Origin of the sequence: Bradyrhizobium vignae (genome assembly GCF_004114425.1) — a bacterium.
GTDB lineage: Bacteria > Pseudomonadota > Alphaproteobacteria > Rhizobiales > Xanthobacteraceae > Bradyrhizobium > Bradyrhizobium vignae.
Genome location: NZ_RDQF01000010.1, coordinates 141204 through 160806, shown reverse-complemented (window position 1 = coordinate 160806; position 19603 = coordinate 141204). Strand labels below are relative to the sequence as shown.

Sequence of the window (19603 nt, the reverse complement as noted above, 5' to 3'; positions counted from 1 at the left end):
CCCCGGCCGCACCGAACGGAGGTCTTGAAACATCGTCAGGCGCCTTCGCCGACATCGATGACGGCCTTGGCAAAGGCCTGCGGCGCTTCCTGCGGCAGGTTATGACCGATGCCGCCGGTGATCAGGCGAAACTCGTATCGGCCCGAGAACTTCTTGGCATAGGCGCTCGGCTCGGGATGCGGCGCTCCGTTGGCGTCGCCTTCCATCGTGATCGTCGGCACCGCGATCTGCGGAGCTGCGGCCAGCTTCTTTTCGAGCTCCTCATACTTCGCCTCGCCTTGGGCGAGCCCGAGCCGCCAGCGGTAATTGTGGATCGTGATCGCGACGTGATCCCCGTTGTCGAGCGCCGCCGCGCTGCGGTTGAAGGTGGCGTCGTCGAACTTCCACTGCGGCGAGGCGAGCTTCCAGATCAGCTTGGCGAAATCGTGCGTGTACTTCTCGTAACCGGCGCGGCCGCGGTCGGTCGCGAAATAGAACTGGTACCACCATTGCAGTTCGGCCGATGGCGGCAACGGGGCGCCGCCGGCGGCCTGGCTGGAAATCAGATAGCCGCTGACCGACACCAGCGCGCGGCAGCGATCCGGCCACAGCGCGGCAATGATGTCGGCGGTGCGCGCGCCCCAGTCGAAGCCGGCGACGACGGCCTTCTTGATGTCGAGCTTGTCCATCAGCGCGATGATGTCGGCGGCCATCGCCGCAGGCTCTCCGTTGCGCGGCGTTTCGCTGGAGAGAAAATGCGTCGTGCCGTAGCCGCGCAGGTAAGGAATGATCACGCGATAGCCGGTCTTGGCGAGGATCGGCGCGACATCGACGAAGGCGTGAATGTCGTAGGGCCAGCCGTGCAGCAGGATCGCCACCGGACCGTTCGACGGGCCGGCTTCCGCATAGCCGACATTGAGGACACCGGCGTCGATCTGCTTGATCGGGCCGAAGGAGGCATTCGATGGGGACGGCCGCTGTGCCACCGTCTCGGCGCGCGCGAGGTCGATCGCGCCGAGGCCGACGGCGGCGGTTCCGGCTGCGATGCCGAGGAATCGGCGGCGATACTGGTCGATCATCTGTTTCATGGTCGTGGTCCTTTGATCGTGTCGTTACGCAACTGACTATCAGCGTGTTACGCAGGGCGCCCGTTTGGACTTGTGAGAAGTTGTGAGGCGGGCATGAAGCCGCTTGCCAGCATCTGCAAGCGTGGCCTGCTCAGGGCTATGGGAACGCGGGTCAACGCACGCCCGCGAGGCAATCCAGAATCCCTCCGCGGGAAGATTCTGGATTGCTTCCATGCGTCCATCGCAGCCCGATCCGCGGCTCGTGACGACGTACGACCGCCCCCTTCGCCGGATCAGGATGGGCGACGCATACGATAAATCCGAATTTCGATAAAGCAGAATATTTTGCTGCAGGCTGATTGACCCAGCCGTTGCTGTTTTGCCCGGCGGGCACCCCAAGGACTTGGGGGTGGCCAGGGCGCATCTCAGAAGATCGATTCTTGATGAACGCGCGATGTTCGCCTGGCTGCCAACGGCGGCGCAAGAGCGGCCACCGTCGGACTTCCGGGTTGGGCCATAAACGGAAGTGCTCCAAGCGCTGGTTAGAATTGTCGGCTACAACGCCGTGATCTGACCAACCAGGGAGCAGTAATGACCCGGTCCATGAAAATTCCAACCGAGCTTTTTGACAGTCGGAAATTCGGTTTTGCTCAGGTGGCCGTCACTTCCTCGCCCTTCGGGCAGATGATACACATTTCCGGTCAAGTCGCGTGGGATTCGAATGGAAACATCGTCGGTACTGGCGACATTGGACGCCAATTAGAAAAGAGTTTGGAAAACCTCAGCGTGGCCCTAGCTTCCGTTGGTGCCAGACTTGATGATGTGGGATCGTTACGAATTTATATTAGGCAAACCCACCTGCACCAAGGTGACGCCATATCTCGCGCGCTCAAGGCTGCATTTGGTGATAATCCACCGTGCACAACTTGGATCGGAGTGACGAGCCTCGCCAGGGACGAGTTCCTTATCGAGATCGAGCCGTCGATTGTATTCCTGCCCCGAACAGTGTGACTACAGACACAATCGGCCCACCTAGGCGTCTCCTTTGGATCGAAACTCGGCGAAGATGAGCGCGCCGAATGATTTCGCGTCGCCTCAAGACCGGACATCCGCAATTTAGCGAGCAAACGCCTCACCCCGTCGGCGTGCCCTGCTTCCACTGACCGCCGGCGATCTTGGCGGCGGCGATCACGGCTTGCGTCCGGCTCTCGACGCCGAGCTTCTGCAGGATGGCCGAGACATGGGCCTTGATGGTGGCCTCGGAGACGCCGAGCTCGTAGGCGATCTGCTTGTTGAGGAGGCCCTCGGACAGCATCATCAGGACCCGAACCTGCTGCGGCGTCAGCGTCACCAAGCGGTCGCGCAGGCGCGTCATGTCGGGGTCGGCCGCAGCCGACAGATCGGTGTCGGCGGGAACCCAGACGTCGCCTTCCATCACCTTGAGAATGGCGTCGCGCAGCGTCTCGACGCCGAACCGCTTGGGGATGAAGCCGGAGGCGCCGAAATCGAGCGAGCGGCGGATCGTGGCGCTGTCGTCGGAAGCCGAGACGATCACCACCGGGACCGCCGGATATTGCGCGCGCAGATAGATCAGGCCGGAGAAGCCGGAAATCCCGGGCATCGAGAGGTCGAGCAGGATCAGGTCGACCTCGGAGGTCTGTTCCAGGAGCTTGGTCAGGTCCTCGAATGATCCGGCCTCGTCGATCCTGGCCGAGGGGAGAACGCCCGCCACCGCCTGTCGCAGCGCATCGCGGAACAAGGGATGGTCATCGGCGATGACGAGATGGGTCGAGGGAGCGTTCATCGTTCTCTTGCTGTCGTTCGCGCCGGGCCGGCGAACAATACGTCAATTCTTCCCCCGAGCGGCTGTGGCATGCAAGTGCACATTATCCCTTTGCAGCAAAGGGGTTAATCCGGAAAGCTCTGGAGCAGCGCGGCGGCCCCCGATACCACACGGTCAGCCGCGCGTCAGTTGCGCAAGGCCGAAAGTCGTATTGGGGAGGGTTTCACGGCGATGTTACCTTGTGATCAAGACCTGGGTTGGATCCGGCACGTCCGGACCTCTAGGGCGCGAGGAAACGCATTTCGGGGAGCGACTCAACATGTCGACAATGGCTGTGTCTCAAGCCGGCGCGGGAGGAATGACGAAGGACGAACGGTTCGTCATTCTCGCCTCCTCGCTCGGTACCGTCTTCGAATGGTACGATTTCTACCTCTACGGTTCGCTCGCCTCGATCATCGGCGTGCAGTTCTTCTCGGATTATCCGCCGGCCACACGCGACATCTTCGCGCTGCTGGCCTTCGCGGCGGGCTTCCTGGTCCGCCCATTCGGCGCCATCGTATTCGGCCGCATCGGCGACATCGTCGGCCGCAAATACACCTTCCTCGTCACCATCCTGATCATGGGTCTTTCGACCTTCATCGTCGGCCTGCTGCCCAGCGCAGCGACGATCGGCATCGCAGCCCCGATCATCCTGATCGCGTTGCGCCTCGCCCAGGGCCTTGCGCTCGGCGGCGAGTATGGCGGTGCGGCGACCTATGTCGCGGAGCACGCGCCGCACGGCAAGCGCGGCTACTACACCTCCTTCATCCAGACCACGGCGACGCTCGGCCTGTTCCTGTCGCTGCTGGTGATCCTGTTCACCCGCACCGCGACCGGCGAAGCCGATTTCGCGAAGTGGGGCTGGCGCATCCCGTTCCTGGTTTCGGTGCTGCTGCTCGGCATCTCGGTCTGGATCCGGCTTCGCCTCAATGAATCGCCGATCTTCCAGAAGATGAAAGATGAGGGAAAGGGCTCGAAGGCGCCGCTGACGGAGGCCTTCGGCAACTGGCAGAACGGCAAGCTCGTGCTGCTCGCCCTGCTCGGCGGCGTGATGGGCCAGGGCGTGGTCTGGTACACTGGCCAGTTCTACGCGCTGTTCTTCCTGCAATCGATCCTGAAGGTCGATGGCTACACCGCCAACCTGCTGATCGCCTGGTCGCTGCTGCTGGGCACCGGCTTCTTCGTCGTGTTCGGCATGCTCTCTGACAGAATCGGCCGCAAGCCGATCATCCTCGGCGGCTGCCTGATCGCGGCACTGACCTTCTTCCCGATCTTCAAGATGATCACCACCAACGCCAACCCGGCGCTGGAAAAGGCCATCGAGCAGGTCAAGGTCGAGGTGGTGGCCGATCCGGCCGGTTGCGGCGACCTGTTCAACCCGGTCGGTACCCGCGTCTTCAGCGCGCCTTGCGACACCGCGCGCGCCTACCTGTCGCAGTCCTCGGTCAGGTACTCGACCACGCCGGGCCCGGCCGGCTCGGGCGTGAAGGTCGTGGTCAACGGCAAGGACGTGCCCTACACGAACGCAAAGGACAGCAATCCGGCGATTCTCGCTGCGGTGCAGGCGGCCGGCTACCCGAAGGCGGGCGACGCCGCCATCGTGAAGATGGCGCATCCGTTCGACGTCTTCCGCCCGCAGGTGGCGGCGATCATCGGCCTGCTCTTCGTCCTCGTGGTCTACGTCACCATGGTGTACGGCCCGATCGCGGCGATGCTGGTCGAACTGTTCCCGACCCGCATCCGCTACACCTCGATGTCGCTGCCCTATCACATCGGCAATGGCTGGTTCGGCGGCCTCCTGCCCGCCACCGCGTTCGCCATCGTGGCCTCGACCGGCGACATCTATGCCGGCCTGTGGTACCCGATCATCTTCGCGGCGATCACCGTCGTGATCGGGTTCCTGTTCCTGCCGGAGACCAAGGACGTCGACATCAAGGCGACCTGATCGAAAGCAGCAATCGACGACACGAACCGGCCGCGGTCTCCGCGGCCGGTTTGCTTTGAGCGCTTACTGATTGCTGCCGACGAATTGCAGCACGACCTCGCGGTGGTGCGGCCGGCTGCGATGCTCGATCAGATAGATCGCCTGCCAGGTGCCGAGCGCAAGCTTGCCGTTCAGGACCGGGACCTGAAGCGAGGCCCCCGTCAGCATCGTCTTGACATGCGCGGGCATATCGTCCGGCCCTTCGGTGTCGTGCGTCCATCCGGCATTCTCCGGCGCAAGCCGGGACAGCGCGGTGCTGAGATCGACGAGCACGGACGGATCGGCGTTCTCCTGAATCGTCAGCGAGGCCGAGGTGTGGCGGATGAACAGCGTCAGCGCGCCGTCGCGCGCGTTTGCCTCGGCGATGAACTTCGCGGCTTCGCTGGTGAGATCGGTAAAGCCGCGGCCCGATGTCTGCACGGTCAGCAGCGACGACGAGATGGTGGTGGCTTGCACCGTCGATGGCGCCGAGCGGGTTACGGATTTGGCTGATGTCATCAAATTCTCTCAACTTGGAAAGCCGCCGTAGGGCGGGCAAAGCGAAGCGTGCCCACCAATCCCCGCGACGATATCGAGGTGGTGGGCACGGCGCTTCGCGCCTTTGCCACCCCTACGGCACCTCAACGCATGGATAGCGAAGGCGCCCTCAAATCTTCCCCGACACGTCCTTCTGCACGCGGTTGGCCATGTCGATCAGCCGCCGCCAGGCCTTCTCCAGGAACGACATCACGCGATCGATGTCCTGGTCGCTCGGCAGCGGGATCTCGATCTTGCGCTCGCCCTCGGCGACCTTGGGCTCGGCTTTCTTCAGCGAGTCGGACTTCGGCAGCGCCTCGTCGATCTTGCCCGACACCGTCGGCCCCGCTGCGAGCTGTCCCTTCAGCCTCTCGACCTCCGCCTGGAGCCTGCCGATCTCGGTATCGAGTGCGGTCCGCTCGTCAGGCACCGCGTAGCAGGCCCAGCCGGCGCCGTTCTTGGTGCAGGTCGATACCGTGCCGGTGCGCGTGTCGAGCCGCAGCACGCCCTCTGGGATGGGCGTCATGTTGTAGCGGCCATTTTCGCCGTCGGGCACCGATTGCGCAGCGACGAGGCCGCCGCCGACGACCATCACCGCGGCAGCCGCCGCTAGCCATGATGTTGTGGATGACATCGCTGGTCTCATCACTGCCTCCGGCACGGCACTGCTGCGGCTTCTGTGCAATTCTACACCCCCATCGGGCAGTCCGCCGCCAAAAACCCGTCCCCTGAAATCAACGAACGGGATGGCTTCTTTGATCCCGGTCGTGCGGCAAAAGGACAGCGGCATCCGCCGATCGTGAGCAGACCTGCTGCGGTGCGGCGTCACGCTGTGTGCAGCGCTGCCGCGCGCGCCAATATCACAAGACAAATCAAATACATAACTGAAAGCGACGCAATCGTGACTTGGCTTGACTTGATTATGGCCCATCAGTATGGTCCGCGCGGCTTTTGAGGGTGGCGGGCGTAATTTCCATTCAGCCGCGGCGTTTCGGGTCTTCGTTGCATGACACAGGGCACGGAGCACGGCGAGAATGGAGATCGCGATAGATCGCCCGAGGAAGCTGCGCTTTCCGAACGGCTCGGAAGTCTTGATCAGCGGTTGTCCGAAATTCGCGATCGCCGGACCAGGACCGAGCAACCCGCAGGTGACGAGGGAGACAGAGCGGCCAGAGCCTCGGCGATGGCGCTTGGTTTCCGGTTATCCTCCGAGTTGATCGCCGGCGTCATTGTCGGAGCGGGGATTGGCTGGGGGTTCGACCGCTTGCTGTCGACGTCGCCTTTCGGGTTCATCGTGTTCACGCTGCTGGGCTTCGTCGCCGGCGTGGTGAATGTGGTGAGGTCGGCGGGTGCGGGTCAAAACAGGCGCGGTGGTTCTTAAAGCTGGTCCCACCAGGAGAGGAATGATCGTGCCGGCCTCGCCGGTACGGGCCGGCCCGGCCGGCAGACCGAGACCCGCCGGCATAGCCCGGCAGACCAAGAGATGCCGCGCTGATGAAAATCGACCCGATCCACCAGTTCAACATCGAGCCTCTCTTCACCCTGGGCCATATCGGCAATCACACGATCGCCTTCACCAATTCGTCGCTCTACATGCTGGTGGCGGTCGCGATCATCTCGCTCTTGATGCTCGCGAGCGGCTCGCAGCTGGTTCCCGGGCGCCTGCAATCGGTCGCCGAGATCTCCTACGAGTTCGTCGCCTCGACCATCCGTTCGACGGCCGGCGCGGAGGGCATGAAGTTCTTCCCGCTGATCTTCTCGCTGTTCATGTTCATCTGCGTCTCGAACCTGGTCGGCATCATCCCCTACACTTTCACGGTCTCCAGCCACCTGATCGTCACCGCCGGGCTGGCGCTCCTGGTCTTCTTCACCGTGCTGATCTACGGCATCGCCAAGAACGGCCTGAAATTCTTCAAGATCTTCGTTCCTCACGGCGTCCCCGGCTACGTCCTGCCGCTGGTCATGTTCATCGAGGTGCTGTCGTTCTTCCTGCGGCCGGTCTCGCACAGCATTCGTCTGTTCGCCAACATGCTGGCCGGCCACATCGCGTTGAAGGTGTTCGCGGGCTTCGTCGCCATGCTGGGCTTCTCGCTCGGCGCCATCGGCTGGGTCGGCGGCGTGCTGCCGCTGGCGCTCACGATCGCGCTGTACGCGCTCGAGATCCTGGTCGCGTTCCTGCAGGCTTACGTGTTCGCGATCCTGACCTGCATCTACCTCAACGACGCCATTCATCCGGGACACTGAGCGGTCCGGGGAATTTCCACCCACAACGCAATCTTTCTTCCAAGGAGTCTAAAATGGATCCGGCAGCAGCAAAACTTATCGGCGCGGGCATCGCGTGCATCGGCATGGGCGGTGCGGGCGTCGGTGTGGGCGTGATCTTCGGCAACTACCTCGCCGCAGCCGTTCGCAACCCGTCGGCCGCTCAGGGCCAGTTCGGCAACCTGATCTTCGGCTTCGCCGTGACCGAAGCGCTCGGCATCTTCTCGCTGCTGATCGCGCTGCTTCTGCTGTTCGTTTTCTAAAGAACGACTTCTTTCGCGCCGCTTCATCCGAAGCGGCGCGTGACAGCAACGGGAGTACTCCATGGCTGAGAGTCATGGCGGGGCAAAAGGACCGGCGGCGGGTGCCCACACCGAAGCCGATGGCGGTCATCACAGCGGCGGCTTTCCGCCGTTCGAGAGCAGCACCTATGCTTCGCAGCTGGTGTCGCTCGCGATCTTCTTCGTCCTGCTTTACGTGATCGTGTCCAAGCTCGCTCTGCCGAAGGTCGGCGGTGCGATCGAAGCACGCCAGAACAAGATCGAGGGCGACCTCACTGAAGCGCAGAGGCTGAAGGACCAGTCCGAGGCTGCGCTGAAAGCCTATGAAAGCGAGCTCGCTTCGGCGCGTTCGCGGGCGCAGGCGATCGGCAACGAATCCCGCGACAAGGCGAATGCGCAGGCGGACGCCGAACGCAAGGCGCTGGAAGAGCAGCTGGCGGCCAAGCTCGCCGAGGCGGAGAAGACCATCGCCTCGACCCGCACCACCGCCATGAGCAACGTCCGCGGCATCGCGGCGGATGCGGCAGGTCAGATCGTGCAGCAGCTCACCGGAATCATTCCGGATGCCACCTCGGTCAATGCCGCTGTCGATGCGTCCTTGAAGGGTTAGCCACAGATGTTCTTCGATCCTGAAACCTGGGTCGCCGTCGCCTTCGTGATCCTGATGATCGTGTTCGGCTATCTCGGCGTCTTCAAGTCGGCGATGACTGCGCTCGATCATCGCGCCGCCCGCATCAAGGCCGAGCTCGACGACGCCGCGCGCCTCAAGCAGGAGGCGGCCAAGGTGCTCGCCGACTACAAGGCGCGCAGCGCCACGGCCGAGCGTGAAGCTGCCGACATCATCGCCAACGCCAAGGCCGAAGCCGAGCGCATCGCTGCCGACGCCAAGGCGAAGATGGAAGACTTCGTCGCCCGTCGTACCAAGACCGCGGAGAGCAAGATCGCGCTCGCCGAGGCCCAGGCGCTGGCCGACGTCCGCGCCGCGGCCGCAGAAGCCGCCGTCCAGGCCGCCTCGACCATCCTGTCGCAGTCGGTCAGGGGCCAGGTCGCCGACGACCTGCTCGCCAAGGGCATCAACGAGGTTCGGCAAAAGCTGAACTGAGGGCGAACGCCTCACCAATCAAAAAAAGCCGGCGCGATGAGCGCCGGCTTTTTTGCTGCTTGCGCGTGTCCCGGACGCGGCGCGGCATGAAATGACGCGACGCAGAGCCGGGACCCAGCATCGGCAGCTCCGGGCCCCGGCTCTGCCGCGCAGCGCTAAAGAAGCGCCGCGCCGCGTCCGGGGCACGAGACATCGCCTACTTCTTCTTCCGCCCCTTCGGCTCGGGCGAAAGCGCCTGCGGATCGAAGCCGACGTAGAAAATGTAGGAATCCGCGACCGCGGCTGAAGGCACGGGATAGGACAGATCCTCGACAATGAAGCTGAAGGGCACACTGCCGCCCTCCGACATTGCGACTGTCGTCCGGTAGGCCTTCGAGGCGATGACCTTTTCGCCGACGCCACCCTGCACCACCGCAACACGCAAGGGGACCTCGACGGTCGCGGGCGCACCGGCGGGACCTGCGATGACGCGGCCCTGGATGCCGATCCGGGCGGTGATATCACCGCCGCTCCGGGCGCATTCGCGTGCCATCTTGGTGATCGTTGCCTGGAAGCGGATGTCGTTACCGACGGCCTGCTTGCCGCTCGCACCGACCGCATAGGTGGAGGCGCCGGAGCGCACGGTGACCTGCGGGCAGTCGATGTCGTCTTCGGCCGGCTGGCCGGGCGCCGGCGCTGGATTGGGCTGGGCCGGCTCGTCCGGCTTGCCGCCGAACAGGCTCTTGAAGCGGTCGCTCAAGGACTGGGCCGCCGCCGGCGAGACGGTCGTGAGCGCAACTGACAACGCCAACGCGAGCGCCGTCCCCCGCAGCAACGTCGTCCGCGATGACCGAAGCTCCTTCACCATCGACACCCATACTCCCATCACAACATTCGGGCCGATCTACCGGCTGGCCCGCGCCGTTATATCGCCAAAATCGGCGAACCCAAGGCGGACAGCAAGGCAAGCGAATAGAACAGCCAACAGGGCGGGACCATCGAGACTTTGGCCGCAGGAGCTCCCCGGTCAGCCGCGGAAATCCTCGTGCAGCAGCCCGAACAGCAGGTGATCCTGCCAAATTCCATTGATGCAGAGATAGCGGCGCGCCAGGCCCTCGCGGGAGAAGCCGCACTTCTCCAGCACCCGGATCGACGGCGCATTGGTGGGAATGCAGGCGGCATCGACCCGGTGCAGATTGAGCTCGCCGAACAGCGTCGGCAGCAGCACCCGCAGTGCGGCCGTCATGTAGCCGCGATGCGCGTAGGGCTGCCCGACCCAGTAGCCGATGGTGCCGGCCTGCACGATGCCACGCCGAACATTGGCCAGCGTGATGCCGCCGATCAGGGCGCCGTCGAGCTCCCGGAAGATCAGAAAGGGATAGGAGCGGTCGGCGGCGATGTCCTCGGAATAGCGGCGCAGACGACGGCGGAAGCCGGACCGGGTGAGATCGTCAGACGGCCAGATCGGTTCCCAGGGCGTGAGATAGTCGCGGCTGGTTTCGCGTAAATGAGCCCATTGCAGGAAGTCGGACATTTGCGGCGCGCGCAGCAACAGCCCGTTGCCGCGCGGCGCGAGGGCGGCGGGTCCACTGGACGGCAGGCGAAAGAGGGCCATGGTGATGCTTTCCGGGGGCGGTCCCGCCGTAGCGCGGCTCCTAATGCAACCGCGCCTTGGCGCGCGCCCGGGTCAATCCTTCCGCAAAAGATACCGCCGTGTCCAGACCCCTGCCACTGCCCAATGCGACAACGGCGGGCCGGCTCCGCGACAGCAGCGCTCGCGCCGCATCCCTCGTCGATTCGATGCTGACGGCATCGATCCGGGCCACCAATTCCTGAACCGTCTGCGGCCGCCCATAGGCGAGCACATGCCGGGCGAGCTGCTCGGCACGGGAGGAGCAGCTCTCCATGGCCATCAGGAGACCCGCCTTCATCTGCGCCTTGGCCCGGGCGATCTCGGCATCGGTCAGCGTCTCCACAGAGTCGTTCATGATGTCGACCACCACCTCCATCATCTCCGGCGCGTCGGCCGGATCGGTGCCGGTATAGAGGCCGAAGAAGCCGGTATCGCTGTAGGGCGCGTGGAAGGTGTAGATGGAGTAGCAGAGGCCGCGCTTCTCACGCACCTCCTGGAACAGCCGCGACGACATTCCGCCGCCGAGAATATTGGTGAAGACCTGGAGCGAGAACAGCGACGAATCCGTCTGGGGCACGCCTTCCAGCGCCAGCGTCAGATGCGCCTGCTCGAGCTCGCGATGCACGACCTTGGTGCCGCCCTGGCCGAACTGAGCGGTCTGCGGCTTCGGCCCCGGCGTCCCCTCGAAACTCGCAAAGCGTCTCTCGACCTCGGCGACGACTTGGCTGTGATCAACTGCGCCGGCCGCCGCCACCACCATGTCGGGTCCGCGATAATGCGTCGAGAGATAGCCACGCAGCATGTCGCGGTTGAAGGCGCGCAGCGTCTTGGCCGTGCCGAGCAGGGAACGGCCCATCGGCTGGTCGGGATAGCAGAGCTCGTTGAGATGCTCGAACACGACGTCGTCGGGCGTGTCCTGCGCCGCGCCGATCTCCTGCACGATGACGTTCTTCTCGCGCTCCAGCTCGTCGGGCTCGAAGGCGGGATTGGCGAGGATGTCGGCGAGCACATCGAGCGCGAGCGGCACGTCGGCCTTCAGCACCCGCGCATAGTAGGACGTGGTCTCGGTCGAGGTGCCGGCATTGAGGTCGCCGCCCACCGCCTCGATCTCCTCGACGATCTCGCGCGAAGAGCGCTTCGTCGTGCCCTTGAACGCCATGTGCTCGAGCAGATGCGAGATGCCGTGCTCGTTGGGCTTTTCGTCGCGTCCGCCGACGCCGGCCCAGACCCCGAGCGCCGCGGTTTCGAGGTGAGGCATCTCGTCGGTGACGACGGTCAGGCCGGAGGCAAGCTTGGAGATCTCGACGCTCATCCGGCAACTCCCTGCTTTGCGGCGCGGCTGACCGACAGCACGAACCGCTCGACCTTGGCCTGATCGTTCTTCATCACCCTCATGTGTTCGGATTTAGTCATCAAGCCGTCGAGCCAGGCCGGCAGTTGCGGCCGCTGGCCGCAAGCCGCCTTGACAGCGTCGGGGAATTTGGCCGGATGGGCGGTGGAGAGCACGATGCTCGGTACCCTGGTGTCGGTGGTGTCGCGGTCCGCGACGGCAAGCGCCACGGCCGTATGAGGATCGACCAGCTCACCGGCTTCACGCCAGGCGGCGCGGATCGCAGCCGACGTCTCGGTCTCGTCGGCGCGCCCGGCATCGAACTCCTCGCGGATCGCGGCGAGCGTCGCATCCGGCAGCACGAAACGTCCGGACTGCTTCAGCGACTCCATCAGACGGCGCACGCCGGCGGCATCGCGCCGGCCGGCCTCGAACAGCAGTCGCTCGAAATTCGACGAGATCTGGATGTCCATCGACGGCGACGCCGTCGCGTGCACCTCGCGCACCTCGTAGATTCCAGTCTTCAGCGTCCGCGCCAGGATGTCGTTGACGTTGGCGGCGATGCGCAGGGTGCGCACCGGCAGCCCCATGCGCTTGGCGACATAGCCGGCGAAGATGTCGCCGAAATTGCCCGTCGGCACGACGAAATCGACCGCGCGCGCCGGCGCACCGACGGCAACGGCGGAGGTGAAATAATAGACCACCTGGGCGACGATGCGCGCCCAGTTGATGGAATTGACACCGGAGAGCGAGGTCGCATCGCGGAAGCGATGATTGTTGAACATCCCCTTCACGAGCGCCTGGCAATCGTCGAACGTGCCTTCGATGGCGAGCGCATGCACATTGGCGGCGCCCGTCGTCGTCATCATCCGCTGCTGCACCTCGGAGATGCGGCCGTGCGGAAACAGCACGATGAGATCGACATTCTCGAGTCCTGCAAAGGCTTCGACCGCGGCGCCGCCGGTATCGCCCGACGTCGCGACCACGATGGTGGTGCGCTGGCCGCGCTTGGCGAGCACATGATCCATCAGCCGCGAGATCAGCTGCATCGCCACGTCCTTGAAGGCGAGCGTCGGACCGTGGAATAGCTCCAGCACGAACTGATGCGGCGACATTTGGCGTAGTGGCACCACCGCGGGATGGCGGAAGGTGGCATAGGCCTCGTTCGCCATGCGACCGAGCTCGGCGTCCGAGATCTCGCGGCCGGCGAAGGGCCGAATCACGTCGACCGCGACCTCCCAATAGGGACGGCCGAAGAATCCGGCGATCGTCTCAGTCGGGAGCTGTGGCCACGTCGCTGGCACATATAGACCACCGTCGCGGGCGAGCCCGGTCAGCATCACGTCACAGAAGCCGAGTTCGGGGGCCTCGCCCCGGGTTGAGATATAACGAGTCAAACTGCCCTCCAAAGGCCGGTCGAGCCGAAGCTCGATCCTTAAGCCTTTGATTTCACGAAACTACTTGCTAAACAGCCAGCTGCTTTGAGCCACCATAAAGTGTTTTGCGGCATCGGGAAACCGCTTCCGGCCCACCCTCGCCCAATGAAAAAGGGCTGCGGTATGACCGCAGCCCTTCTCTTGGAAGGTCTGTCGTTGTGTGCAGACCGGTTTGCCTCGTCGGGGTCGCTGACCCGTCAAAACTCTTCCGGCAAGCTTTCGTCGCCTGTCACGAAATCGTCAAGGGACAAAACCGCGCGCGCCGAAAAATGTTCCTGTTCTTCCCGATCCGCTCCGGGCCCCGCTTCTGCCGGCACGGCAAGATCGTGTCGCCAAATGCCGCTTTTTCCCGAAATGTTGGCCGCGGCAGGAACGAATGCAGTCTCGGCCCATTGTGTCCGCGGATCGGTGTCAGCCCGTTGGCCATGCATTGCCCGGCCAACGGCGGCGCCGATCCGTCGACCGAACCGCTGCATCCTGGAGCAGCCGGTTCGGTCGCTGGCGGAAGGTCAGTTCATCCCGATCTCCACTGCGATCCGGATCAGATCGGAGTGATTCTTGGCACCCAGCTTCTGCTTCAGCAGAGATGTAGTGTTGGCGACCGTCTTGTAGGAGATGCCGAGCGCCTCGGCGACCTCGACGATCTTGTCGCCGCGTCCAAGCAGGCGGAGAATTTCGAGCTCCCGCGGTGTCATCTGCGAAGCCGGATTGGCCTTGATCGCCGCGCCCGAAAACGTCACGGCTTCCGCAAGCTGCGGCGAGATGAAATTGTCGCCCGCGACCACCTTGCGCACCGCTTTCAGCAGGATACGGGGATCGTCGCCCTTGGAGACATAACCCTGCGCCCCAAGCTCGACTGCCCGCACCACGAAGGCCGGATCGTCGTTCATGCTGAACATGATGATCTTGGCGTCGGGATCGTCCTTGCGGATGCGTCGCATCAGCTCGAAGCCGGAGACATCGGGCAGGCTGATGTCGATCACGGTGACGTCGGGCCGCTTGCTGACAAAGGCGCGATGTCCGGATTTGGCATCGGTCGCTTCGTCAATGCGGATTGAATGGTCGGACGCGAACAGGGTGCGGCAACCCGACAGCACCACGGGATGGTCGTCGACGATCAGGACCCTGGTCGCCAGCTTGGCGGTATCTTGCATCGCGGACCCTCTTTCTTCGACTCATAAACCGGCGGGAATAAATGGAAAGAGCAAAACCCGCCGCTGCGCGTTAGAATTGGCCTAATGTGGCAACGACTTTCGTTCAGGACGCAACTGTTTCTTCCGCTCGGCGCTAGCTTTCTCGCGGCGCTGATCCTGGGGGGCGTGCTGCTCCAGATATTCGCGACGGGCCAATTGGCCGAGGAGAACGAGCCGAGGCGGCGTTCGACAGAAGCCATCGCCGCTGCGCTCAACAATACCCTTCGCGCATCGGACAATCCACGGCAGACGCTCGACGCCTTTGTCCATTCTTTGGACACCTCCTCCGACATCCAGTTCCGGGCCCTGGAAGCAGGTGCCGCGCCGGTGCCGAAGGACGGCCCGCGCAAGTCGCATGGCGTGCCGCAATGGTTCATCGACCTTCTCGCCATCCCAAACTTGGGCGTGGCATCCCCAGTGATGATCGACGGCAGACGTATCGGCGACATCGTCTTCGTGCCGGACATATCGGCCGATCTGTTCGAGAAATGGATCGGCTTTCTTGCGCTGACCAGCCTGGTCGCCGGACTGATGGTTCTTACCGGCACGATCGCCTACGTCCTGGCGGGATCTGTCCTGCGCCCTCTGCAAGATCTCGGCGAAGGTCTCACGCGAATACGACAGGGCGACTACACCAGGCCGATTCCGGTCGGGGGCCCGCCGGAAATTCGGCAAGGTTGCGAGGAGGCGAATGCACTGGCCGCAACGCTTGCGCAACTGAGCCGGGACAATCGTGATCTGATGCACCGTCTGGTGTCGCTCCAGGACGATGAGCGGCGCGATCTCGCCCGCGAACTGCACGACGAGCTCGGACCGCTGCTGTTCAGCATCCGCGCCGGCACGATCGCGCTGGTCGACGCTGCGCCGCAGACAGGAAATCTCGGCAACTCGGCACGGGAGGTACTACAATCGGTCGAGGCGCTCCAGCAGACCAACCGCCGCATTCTCGACCGGCTGCGGCCGCTCTACATCGAGGAACTGGGCCTTGCGACCAGCGTGCAGACGCTGATCCGGAATTTTGGCAAGCAGGCACCGCATATCGCCGTCACGGACACGATCGATCCGGATCTGAACGTGATCCACGGGCCGTTGGCTCAGACCGTGTATCGGGTGATCCAGGAAGCACTGACCAACGCGCTCCGCCATGCCGAGGCCAGCAACGTAGATGTGCAGGCGGCCGTCGCCGGCGAGACGCTCGTCGTCGAGATCTCCGATGATGGCGGCGGTTTTCCTGCGGGCAACATCTTCGGCCGGGGGCTGACCGGCATGCATGAGCGCGTGCGTGCGCTCAGCGGATCGCTGTCCCTGTTGCGCATGGATGAGCGAACTTACGTGCGCTGCCGCCTTCCGGTACAGGCAACGCGGGACGCGCCATCATCAGGCTAACAGCCGCAGCCATCATGCGCGTTCTGTAGCGCCGGTTCGCACAGCGTGCTGCGGATCTTGCCATCCAGGCTGAAGCGGAACGAGGCCTGAATGCGCAGCGCGCCGGCGACGGAATATTCGAGATCGATGCCGTGGGGCGCGGGATGGATCTCTTCCAGACCGAAACCCGCCGACGAGAAGGCGCTGAGCTGCGGCTGCCAATAGGCCTCGATCTCGCTCCGGCCGTGGTAGCGCCGCGTGCCGTTACACGTGCATTCGAGCTGCGCATCGTCCGCATAGAGGTCGAGCAGTGTCGCGAGATCGCCCTTCCGGCAGGCGTCCACCCAATCGACGACAATTCCCATCTGGTCGAAATCGCTCACGCTACAATCCTGTCTGCCGCGGAAAATCCCGGTGGCTTAGGACCACAGTCGTGAATATGCGCTGAAAAATAAACCCCGGGCGATACCGGTTCCCTCGAAATATCTTCCGATGAGCTCAGCTCTGGCGCCGGCCTCTTGCCCACACGGCGAAGACGATCAGCACGGCGCCCGCAAGCGTGAACCAGGTAACAGCATATTGCAGGTGGTCGTCCTTCAGATTCACCTCGAGCGGGCCCGGACGCGGAATGCCGTTCGCGGGCGCGGGCTGCTCGAGATCGATATAGAACGGCGCAACCGCGCCCCAGCCGAGCGCGCTTGCGATTCCCAGATGATCGCGCACGAACCAGAGCCGCTTGTCGCGATTCTCCGCCGGCGTCAGCCAGCCTGGCGCCTCGGGAAAGCGCAGATAGCCGGTGAGCTCAATCGGTTGGCCCGTGACGAGCTTCTTCACCGCGCGGTCCTCGACACCGCGGTCCTGCATCGTGTTCTCGACGAAGCCCGCATCGATCACGACCGTCTCGCCGCTGGGAAGCCGCGCCGGCAGGAAGGCCCAGGTGCCCGGGCCGGAGGCGTCCTTGCGCACCGCAGAGCCGGAGGAATAAACCATCGCATCGGGCAGGGCTGCATAGGTCGCGGTGAAGCTGACGCGGCGGAATTCATCGCGGGCAGGATTCAGCGCGGTCCATTGCGCGGACGGCGGCAGCGCCGTCGGCGATGCCGCGAGCCGTTCGGTGAGTGCCGCAATGAGCGCGTGCTTGGCTGTCCGGCGCTGCAACTGCCAGACACCGAGCGCGACGAACACAGCCGTCAGGAGCAGCGTGAACAGCGCGAAGCCGGCCACGCGGGCCTTGCGCGCAGGCTCGTTCATTTCGCGCGATCGACCAACCGGCCCGGCGCCGCCTTGTGGTGAAACTGCAGCGCGATCAGCAACGATTTCATCGCACGCAGCGGCAACAGCGTGGTGGCGAGGATCAGCGGCAGCCAGAGCACCGCATGCAGCCAGAACGGCGGTTGGTACTTGACCTCGACGACGAGCGCGCAACCGACCACGATGGCACCGGCGAGCATGATGATGAAGATCGCCGGACCATCGCCGGTATCGATGAAGGCGTAATCGAGGCCGCATCGGTCGCAAGCCGGCGCGAGCGTCAGGAAGCCCGCATAGAGCTTGCCCTGGCCGCAGCGCGGACATTTGCAGGCGAGCCCGCGCAGCGCGCTTTGCAGGACCGTGGTTTCGGATTGGGGTGTGCCGGCGCTGTCGTTCATGATGGCGGACTCTATCACAGTTTCCGCCGAAACATCCGGCGGCCGGAAAGCGAAAGGGCGGCCCTGCGGCCGCCCTTTCTGATCGGTTCGATACGGCTGAAGCGCGATGAGATTTGGAGACTCGTCATCGCGCTTTAGCTTGTTGTTTACGCATGATCTTTCCGGAAAACCGCTTCGCACTTTTCCGGATCATGCTTTAGTGCGCGCCGTGGGCCATGGTCTCGGCGCCGTGTCCCCAGACATAGATGCAGAGGAACAGGAACAGCCAGACCACGTCGACGAAGTGCCAGTACCAGGCGGCGAACTCGAAACCGAGATGCTGCTTCGGCGTGAAGTGGCCGGCATAGGCGCGGGCAAGGCACACGATCAGGAAGATGGTGCCGACCAGCACGTGGAAGCCGTGGAAGCCGGTCGCCATGAAGAAGGTCGCGCCATAGACGTTGCCGGCGAAGGAAAACGCCGCGTGGCTGTATTCATAGGCCTGCACACAGGTGAAGGCGGCGCCCAGGAGGACGGTGAGGATCAGCCCGTATTTCAGGCCCTGGCGGTCGTTCTCGAGCAGCGCATGGTGCGCCCAGGTCACGGTGGTGCCCGACGTGAGCAGGATCAGCGTGTTCAGCAGCGGCAGATGCCAGGGATCGAAGGTCTCGATGCCCTTCGGCGGCCAGGTGCCGGGGACGGAGCAGGCACCGGGCTGGGTGCCGAGACCACAGCCGAACACCGCATCGCGGGTGGCGTGGACGGCGTCGGCCGGAAACAGCGCCGCGTTGAAATAAGCCCAGAACCAGGCGACGAAGAACATCACCTCGGAGGCGATGAACAGGATCATGCCGTAGCGGTGATGCAGCTGCACGACGCGGGTGTGGTCGCCCTTGTACTGGGCTTCCTTGATCACGTCGGCCCACCAGCTCGCCATGGTGTAGAGCACGCCCACGGTGCCGACACCGAACACGATCGGCGCCGCGGAGAACATGTGGTGCATCCAGGCGATCGCGCCGACCGCCATGATGAATGCCGAGAGCGAGCCGACAGCCGGCCAGGGAGAGGGATCGACCAGGTGATAGTCGTGATGCTTGGTATGCGCCGTGGCCATTTCCGTCTCTCTCCTCAATCCCGTGCCTATCAGGCACTTATCCCCTTGTTTCCGACCGTCCGAGCGTGAGCGCGGCGGTCAAAGATTTCCTTTGCGTTTGTCGTTCTCGCCGGCGGCGAGCGGCTTCACCACCGGATCCTTCACCGGGTAGAACGTGTAGGACAGCGTGATCGTATTCAGCCCGTCATTCTCGTGGTCCTCGGCGATCGAGGGATCGACGTAGAACACGACCGGCATCTCGCGCTTCTCGCCGGGCGCCATGGTCTGCTCGGTGAAGCAGAAGCAGTTGATCTTCTGGAAGTAGGAGCCGACCGTCAGCGGCGCGACGTTGTAGGCGGCCTGGCCCGCAGTGGTGCGCGCGGCCTGATTGGTCACGGTGTAGAAGACGGTCACGACCTGGCCGATATTGACTTCGATCTCGCTCTGCTCCGGCTCGAACTTCCAGGGCAGGCCGGGCGCGACGTTGGAATCGAAGCGCACCGAGATCTTCCGCGCGATCGGGCCGTTGGCCGGCGCCGAGGTCGCAACCTGCGTCGTGCCGTTGAAGCCGGTGGCGCGGCAGAACCAGTTGTAGAACGGCACCGCCGCGTAGGAAGCACCGACCATCAGCGCGACCACGCCGCCGCAGATCGAGGCGACCAACGCGTCGCGGCCAAGACCACTGAACCGGCCGCCGCGGCGGCCTTTGGCGGCTGTCCGGCTCTGATCCCGCGATATGGTCGGCTCGTGACCCATCTTCCCTACATCGGCCGCACTAGTACTGCCGGCCCCTTGACCATGGTGACGGCGAAGAACAGCACCACGAGCACGCCCAGCGCGAGCGCGATTGCGATCGAACGCTGACGACGGCTCTTCTGCTGCGCCTCGGTGAGGACGATTCCATTTGGCTCGCGTTTGTCAGCCATTCCTGCC

General features: G+C 64.0%; 25 protein-coding genes. 9 read left to right on the top strand and 16 right to left on the bottom strand.

The annotated features are described in order from the left end of the window. Window positions 1-35: 35 nt before the first annotated feature. Window positions 36-1067, bottom strand: a complete 1032-nt coding sequence (locus EAV90_RS11735) for an alpha/beta fold hydrolase (protein ID WP_129143454.1) — start codon at window positions 1065-1067, stop codon at window positions 36-38. Between the two features lie 582 nt (window positions 1068-1649). Here EAV90_RS11735 and EAV90_RS11730 point away from each other — a divergent pair. Beyond that, window positions 1650-2057, top strand: a complete 408-nt coding sequence (locus tag EAV90_RS11730; protein WP_244607854.1) for a RidA family protein — start codon at window positions 1650-1652, stop codon at window positions 2055-2057. 121 nt (window positions 2058-2178) lie between these two features. Here the strand turns inward: EAV90_RS11730 and EAV90_RS11725 are convergent, their stop codons facing one another. Further along, window positions 2179-2850: a response regulator gene (locus EAV90_RS11725; RefSeq protein WP_122400719.1), complete on the bottom strand. Its 672-nt coding sequence runs from the start codon at window positions 2848-2850 to the stop codon at window positions 2179-2181. A 337-nt stretch (window positions 2851-3187) separates the two neighbouring features. Here EAV90_RS11725 and EAV90_RS11720 point away from each other — a divergent pair, with 337 nt between their 5' ends. Then, window positions 3188-4813 (top strand): MFS transporter, encoded by a 1626-nt coding sequence (locus tag EAV90_RS11720; protein ID WP_208738485.1) that lies wholly within the window; start codon window positions 3188-3190, stop codon window positions 4811-4813. A gap of 63 nt (window positions 4814-4876) precedes the next feature. On the opposite strand, the gene EAV90_RS11715 is transcribed toward EAV90_RS11720, so the two are convergent. Both EAV90_RS11715 and EAV90_RS11710 read right to left on the bottom strand, forming a co-directional pair. After that, the gene (locus EAV90_RS11715) at window positions 4877-5350 is read right to left on the bottom strand and encodes a secondary thiamine-phosphate synthase enzyme YjbQ (RefSeq protein ID WP_129143452.1); all 474 of its coding nucleotides are present in this window, start codon (window positions 5348-5350) and stop codon (window positions 4877-4879) included. A 148-nt stretch (window positions 5351-5498) separates the two neighbouring features. Continuing rightward, window positions 5499-6014 carry a hypothetical protein gene (locus tag EAV90_RS11710; protein ID WP_129143465.1) on the bottom strand — a complete coding sequence of 172 codons (516 nt, stop codon included), beginning with the start codon at window positions 6012-6014 and terminating at the stop codon, window positions 5499-5501. A gap of 33 nt (window positions 6015-6047) precedes the next feature. Here EAV90_RS11710 and EAV90_RS39390 point away from each other — a divergent pair, with 33 nt between their 5' ends. From EAV90_RS39390 to EAV90_RS11680, 6 genes are all read left to right on the top strand, one after another. Beyond that, a complete protein-coding gene (locus tag EAV90_RS39390; protein WP_164936877.1) occupies window positions 6048-6323 on the top strand; it encodes a hypothetical protein in 276 nt (91 codons plus the stop codon). 51 nt (window positions 6324-6374) lie between these two features. Next, window positions 6375-6749, top strand: coding sequence for an AtpZ/AtpI family protein (locus tag EAV90_RS11700; protein WP_027574325.1), 375 nt, complete (start codon window positions 6375-6377; stop codon window positions 6747-6749). A 113-nt stretch (window positions 6750-6862) separates the two neighbouring features. Then, a complete protein-coding gene (locus EAV90_RS11695; protein WP_129143451.1) occupies window positions 6863-7612 on the top strand; it encodes a F0F1 ATP synthase subunit A in 750 nt (249 codons plus the stop codon). A gap of 53 nt (window positions 7613-7665) precedes the next feature. Then, window positions 7666-7893 (top strand): F0F1 ATP synthase subunit C, encoded by a 228-nt coding sequence (locus tag EAV90_RS11690; protein WP_018643436.1) that lies wholly within the window; start codon window positions 7666-7668, stop codon window positions 7891-7893. Between the two features lie 61 nt (window positions 7894-7954). Next, the gene (locus EAV90_RS11685; RefSeq protein ID WP_122400714.1) at window positions 7955-8521 is read left to right on the top strand and encodes a F0F1 ATP synthase subunit B; all 567 of its coding nucleotides are present in this window, start codon (window positions 7955-7957) and stop codon (window positions 8519-8521) included. Window positions 8522-8527: 6 nt separating this feature from the next. Beyond that, window positions 8528-9013 carry a F0F1 ATP synthase subunit B family protein gene (locus tag EAV90_RS11680; RefSeq protein WP_122400713.1) on the top strand — a complete coding sequence of 162 codons (486 nt, stop codon included), beginning with the start codon at window positions 8528-8530 and terminating at the stop codon, window positions 9011-9013. A 196-nt stretch (window positions 9014-9209) separates the two neighbouring features. Here the strand turns inward: EAV90_RS11680 and EAV90_RS11675 are convergent, their stop codons facing one another. The 6 genes from EAV90_RS11675 to EAV90_RS11650 form a co-directional block, all read right to left on the bottom strand. Next, window positions 9210-9860, bottom strand: a complete 651-nt coding sequence (locus tag EAV90_RS11675) for a hypothetical protein (protein WP_129143464.1) — start codon at window positions 9858-9860, stop codon at window positions 9210-9212. A 159-nt stretch (window positions 9861-10019) separates the two neighbouring features. Further along, entirely contained in the window at window positions 10020-10607 is a 588-nt protein-coding gene (locus EAV90_RS11670) for a GNAT family N-acetyltransferase (RefSeq protein WP_122400710.1), read from the bottom strand. A gap of 40 nt (window positions 10608-10647) precedes the next feature. Next, on the bottom strand, window positions 10648-11937 hold the full coding sequence (locus tag EAV90_RS11665; RefSeq protein WP_129143450.1) for a M16 family metallopeptidase: 1290 nt from the start codon (window positions 11935-11937) through the stop codon (window positions 10648-10650). Next, window positions 11934-13352: a threonine synthase gene (gene thrC, locus EAV90_RS11660; RefSeq protein ID WP_164936876.1), complete on the bottom strand. Its 1419-nt coding sequence runs from the start codon at window positions 13350-13352 to the stop codon at window positions 11934-11936. Before thrC ends, EAV90_RS11665 begins: the two co-directional genes overlap by 4 nt. Before the next feature lie 236 nt (window positions 13353-13588). After that, window positions 13589-13867: a hypothetical protein gene (locus EAV90_RS11655; protein WP_129143448.1), complete on the bottom strand. Its 279-nt coding sequence runs from the start codon at window positions 13865-13867 to the stop codon at window positions 13589-13591. Between the two features lie 33 nt (window positions 13868-13900). Further along, window positions 13901-14545, bottom strand: a complete 645-nt coding sequence (locus EAV90_RS11650; protein WP_129143447.1) for a response regulator transcription factor — start codon at window positions 14543-14545, stop codon at window positions 13901-13903. 84 nt (window positions 14546-14629) lie between these two features. Here EAV90_RS11650 and EAV90_RS11645 point away from each other — a divergent pair, with 84 nt between their 5' ends. Beyond that, entirely contained in the window at window positions 14630-15970 is a 1341-nt protein-coding gene (locus EAV90_RS11645) for an ATP-binding protein (RefSeq protein ID WP_129143446.1), read from the top strand. Here EAV90_RS11645 and EAV90_RS11640 read toward each other — a convergent pair. From EAV90_RS11640 to EAV90_RS11615, 6 genes are all read right to left on the bottom strand, one after another. Then, entirely contained in the window at window positions 15967-16332 is a 366-nt protein-coding gene (locus EAV90_RS11640) for a nuclear transport factor 2 family protein (protein ID WP_122400705.1), read from the bottom strand. The two genes, EAV90_RS11645 and EAV90_RS11640, sit on opposite strands and share 4 nt — an antisense overlap. A gap of 115 nt (window positions 16333-16447) precedes the next feature. Next, the gene (locus tag EAV90_RS11635; RefSeq protein ID WP_122400704.1) at window positions 16448-17200 is read right to left on the bottom strand and encodes an SURF1 family protein; all 753 of its coding nucleotides are present in this window, start codon (window positions 17198-17200) and stop codon (window positions 16448-16450) included. Further along, window positions 17197-17598: a DUF983 domain-containing protein gene (locus EAV90_RS11630; protein ID WP_122400703.1), complete on the bottom strand. Its 402-nt coding sequence runs from the start codon at window positions 17596-17598 to the stop codon at window positions 17197-17199. Before EAV90_RS11630 ends, EAV90_RS11635 begins: the two co-directional genes overlap by 4 nt. 196 nt (window positions 17599-17794) lie before the next feature. Then, entirely contained in the window at window positions 17795-18691 is an 897-nt protein-coding gene (locus tag EAV90_RS11625; protein WP_129143445.1) for a cytochrome c oxidase subunit 3, read from the bottom strand. A gap of 78 nt (window positions 18692-18769) precedes the next feature. Next, window positions 18770-19426, bottom strand: coding sequence for a cytochrome c oxidase assembly protein (locus EAV90_RS11620; RefSeq protein ID WP_122400701.1), 657 nt, complete (start codon window positions 19424-19426; stop codon window positions 18770-18772). Between the two features lie 5 nt (window positions 19427-19431). After that, window positions 19432-19596 carry a CoxF protein gene (locus EAV90_RS11615; RefSeq protein ID WP_129143444.1) on the bottom strand — a complete coding sequence of 55 codons (165 nt, stop codon included), beginning with the start codon at window positions 19594-19596 and terminating at the stop codon, window positions 19432-19434. Window positions 19597-19603 lie beyond the last annotated feature (7 nt).

Excerpts from the sequence above, each read along its gene's own strand:
- EAV90_RS11680 (WP_122400713.1), top strand. The coding sequence starts at position 8,528 with ATGTTCTTCGATCCTGAAACCTGGGTCGCCGTCGCCTTCGTGATCCTG.
- EAV90_RS11725 (WP_122400719.1), bottom strand. The coding sequence starts at position 2,850 with ATGAACGCTCCCTCGACCCATCTCGTCATCGCCGATGACCATCCCTTG.
- EAV90_RS11720 (WP_208738485.1), top strand. The coding sequence starts at position 3,188 with ATGACGAAGGACGAACGGTTCGTCATTCTCGCCTCCTCGCTCGGTACC.
- EAV90_RS11625 (WP_129143445.1), bottom strand. The coding sequence starts at position 18,691 with ATGGCCACGGCGCATACCAAGCATCACGACTATCACCTGGTCGATCCC.
- EAV90_RS11630 (WP_122400703.1), bottom strand. The coding sequence starts at position 17,598 with ATGAACGACAGCGCCGGCACACCCCAATCCGAAACCACGGTCCTGCAA.
- EAV90_RS11700 (WP_027574325.1), top strand. The coding sequence starts at position 6,375 with ATGACACAGGGCACGGAGCACGGCGAGAATGGAGATCGCGATAGATCG.
- EAV90_RS11685 (WP_122400714.1), top strand. The coding sequence starts at position 7,955 with ATGGCTGAGAGTCATGGCGGGGCAAAAGGACCGGCGGCGGGTGCCCAC.
- EAV90_RS11670 (WP_122400710.1), bottom strand. The coding sequence starts at position 10,607 with ATGGCCCTCTTTCGCCTGCCGTCCAGTGGACCCGCCGCCCTCGCGCCG.
- EAV90_RS11655 (WP_129143448.1), bottom strand. The coding sequence starts at position 13,867 with ATGCAGCGGTTCGGTCGACGGATCGGCGCCGCCGTTGGCCGGGCAATG.
- EAV90_RS11665 (WP_129143450.1), bottom strand. The coding sequence starts at position 11,937 with ATGAGCGTCGAGATCTCCAAGCTTGCCTCCGGCCTGACCGTCGTCACC.
- EAV90_RS11735 (WP_129143454.1), bottom strand. The coding sequence starts at position 1,067 with ATGAAACAGATGATCGACCAGTATCGCCGCCGATTCCTCGGCATCGCA.
- EAV90_RS11695 (WP_129143451.1), top strand. The coding sequence starts at position 6,863 with ATGAAAATCGACCCGATCCACCAGTTCAACATCGAGCCTCTCTTCACC.
- EAV90_RS11620 (WP_122400701.1), bottom strand. The coding sequence starts at position 19,426 with ATGGGTCACGAGCCGACCATATCGCGGGATCAGAGCCGGACAGCCGCC.
- EAV90_RS11615 (WP_129143444.1), bottom strand. The coding sequence starts at position 19,596 with ATGGCTGACAAACGCGAGCCAAATGGAATCGTCCTCACCGAGGCGCAG.
- EAV90_RS11645 (WP_129143446.1), top strand. The coding sequence starts at position 14,630 with ATGTGGCAACGACTTTCGTTCAGGACGCAACTGTTTCTTCCGCTCGGC.
- EAV90_RS11675 (WP_129143464.1), bottom strand. The coding sequence starts at position 9,860 with ATGGTGAAGGAGCTTCGGTCATCGCGGACGACGTTGCTGCGGGGGACG.
- EAV90_RS11710 (WP_129143465.1), bottom strand. The coding sequence starts at position 6,014 with ATGAGACCAGCGATGTCATCCACAACATCATGGCTAGCGGCGGCTGCC.
- EAV90_RS11715 (WP_129143452.1), bottom strand. The coding sequence starts at position 5,350 with ATGACATCAGCCAAATCCGTAACCCGCTCGGCGCCATCGACGGTGCAA.
- EAV90_RS11650 (WP_129143447.1), bottom strand. The coding sequence starts at position 14,545 with ATGCAAGATACCGCCAAGCTGGCGACCAGGGTCCTGATCGTCGACGAC.
- EAV90_RS11690 (WP_018643436.1), top strand. The coding sequence starts at position 7,666 with ATGGATCCGGCAGCAGCAAAACTTATCGGCGCGGGCATCGCGTGCATC.
- EAV90_RS11730 (WP_244607854.1), top strand. The coding sequence starts at position 1,650 with ATGAAAATTCCAACCGAGCTTTTTGACAGTCGGAAATTCGGTTTTGCT.
- EAV90_RS11635 (WP_122400704.1), bottom strand. The coding sequence starts at position 17,200 with ATGAACGAGCCTGCGCGCAAGGCCCGCGTGGCCGGCTTCGCGCTGTTC.